This window comes from Streptomyces sp. NRRL S-495, from assembly GCF_000966955.1.
Lineage (GTDB): Bacteria > Actinomycetota > Actinomycetes > Streptomycetales > Streptomycetaceae > Kitasatospora > Kitasatospora purpeofusca.
This window is the reverse complement of the sequence record NZ_JZWY01001297.1, coordinates 1-2182: the sequence shown is the minus strand read 5'-3', so window position 1 is coordinate 2182 and position 2182 is coordinate 1. Positions and strand designations below refer to the sequence as shown.

At 71.2% G+C, this 2182-nt stretch carries 1 protein-coding gene; it reads right to left on the bottom strand.

The window, feature by feature from the left end; all coding sequences use genetic code 11:
- The coding region (locus tag VR45_RS41305; RefSeq protein ID WP_159394568.1) for an amino acid adenylation domain-containing protein at positions 1–2182 on the bottom strand (2182 nt) is incomplete at both ends.

Sequence of the window (2182 nt, the reverse complement as noted above, 5' to 3'; positions counted from 1 at the left end):
CTCGCCGGCCTCACCCATCCACGCCGCGATCGCGGCCGGTGTCGGACGCTCGAACAGCACCCGCAACGGCAACTCCACACCCAGTACCGCGCGCACCCGGCTCACCAGCCGCATCGCCAACAGCGAATGACCACCCAGCGCGAGGAATTCGTCATCGACCCCGACCCGGTCAAGTCCGAGCACCTGCGCGAACGCCTGGCACAGCAGCTCCTCCCGCAGCGTCGCGGGTGCCCGGCCGGTGCCGGCCGGGCCCGTGTAGTCCGGGGCGGGCAGGGCCTTGCGGTCCACCTTGCCGTTCACNCCTCCAGCACCACCACCGCCGACGGTCCTCCAGCACCACCACCGCCGACGGTCCTCCAGCACCACCACCGCCGACGGAACCATGTACTGCGGCAACCACTCGGCCGCGAAAGCAGCCACCACGGCGGCCAGTTCCTCGCCCGTACCGTCAACGGCCGGCACCACGTAGGCCACCAGACGCTTGTCACCCGGCACGTCCTCACGCACCACCACCGCCGCCTGCGCGACCTGCGGGTGCCCGACCACCACCGACTCGACCTCACCCGGCTCGATCCGGAAACCACGGATCTTCACCTGATCATCGGTTCGCCCCGCGAACACCAACTGCCCCTCGACCGTCCACCGCGCCCGGTCACCCGTGCGGTAGAACCGCTCGCCCGGCGCGCCGAACGGGTTCGCCACGAACCGCTCCCCGGTCAGCCCCGCACGGCCCAGGTAGCCGCGTGCCAGCCCCGCGCCCGCAACGTACAACTCGCCCGCCACACCGACCGGTACAGGCTGCAGATACTCGTCCAGCACGTACACCCGGGTGTTGACCACCGGCGTGCCGATCGCCACCACCGACGACGTCGGATCGCACCGCCACAACGTGGCATCCACCGTCGTCTCCGTCGGGCCGTAGGAGTTGAACATCCTGCGACCCTCGGCCCAGCGCGCCATCACCTCCGACGGGCACGCCTCACCCGCCGTCACCACCACCACGTCACGGTCCACCGAAGCCGCGTCCAGCGTCGCCAGCACCGCCGGCGGCAACGTCACATGGGTCACCCCCTGCTCCGCCAGGAACACCGGCAACGCCTCGCCCAGCCGCCGGTCCTGCGGAATGACCACCAAGGCGGCACCCGACAGCAGCGCCATGAACCACTCCCACCCGAAGGTGTCGAAACCCGCCGAGGCGAACTGCCCCACCCTGGAGCCGGCACCGACCCCCAACCACCGCACATGACCCGCCACCTGGTGCGCCACACCCGCGTGCGACACCAGCACACCCTTGGGGCGCCCCGTCGATCCCGACGTGTAGATCACATACGCCGGATGCGCCGCAAGCAACGGCAACCGACGCTCGGCATCCGTCACCCCCTCACCCGACAACCCGGCCAGCTCCGCAACCGTCGCGGCATCGTCCAGGACCACGACCGGCACCGACCCCGCCAGCACCCCGGCCGTAGCCCGGCTCGCAACAGCCAGCACCGAAGCGGCGTCCCGCACCATGTACGCGATCCGCTCCGCCGGATACTCCGGATCCACCGGCATGTACGCGCCGCCGGCCTTCGCCACCGCGAGCAACGAGACCATCAGGTCCACGCCGCGCTCCAGGCACACCGCGACCACCGACTCCGGCCCCACCCCCACACCGATCAGATGACGTGCCAACCGGTTCGCCCGCGCATCCAGCTCCCCGTACGACACCTCGACACCGTCGGCCACCACCGCCACCGCGGCCGGAGCCAGTGCCACCCGCTCCTCGAACAACCCGGGCAACGTCGACGACGCCACCTCGAAGGCCGTGTCGTTCCACTCCTCCACCACCGAGCGACGCTCGACCTCACCCAGCACCCCCACCGCGGACAACCGCGTCTGCGGCGCCTCCTCCAAAGCGGCAGTCAGGTTCGTGACGGCGGCCTGCAACAGCGCGCAGATCCGGTCCGCATCGGCCGGTGCCACCGCTTCGGCGGTCAGGCCGAAGCCGCTCCCGAGGTCGTCGACGGCCACGCTCACGGGGTAGTTGGTGGGGTCGCTCGCGCGCATCAGCCTGACGCCCGCAAGGCCGGGGCCACTGCCCTGTGCAGCGGCCTCGCTGTGCCGGTAGTTGAAGATCGAGGTGAACAGCGGGCTGCCGCCCGTCATCCCGCTCGCCTGCTGCGCCAGCGACAGCGGCGCG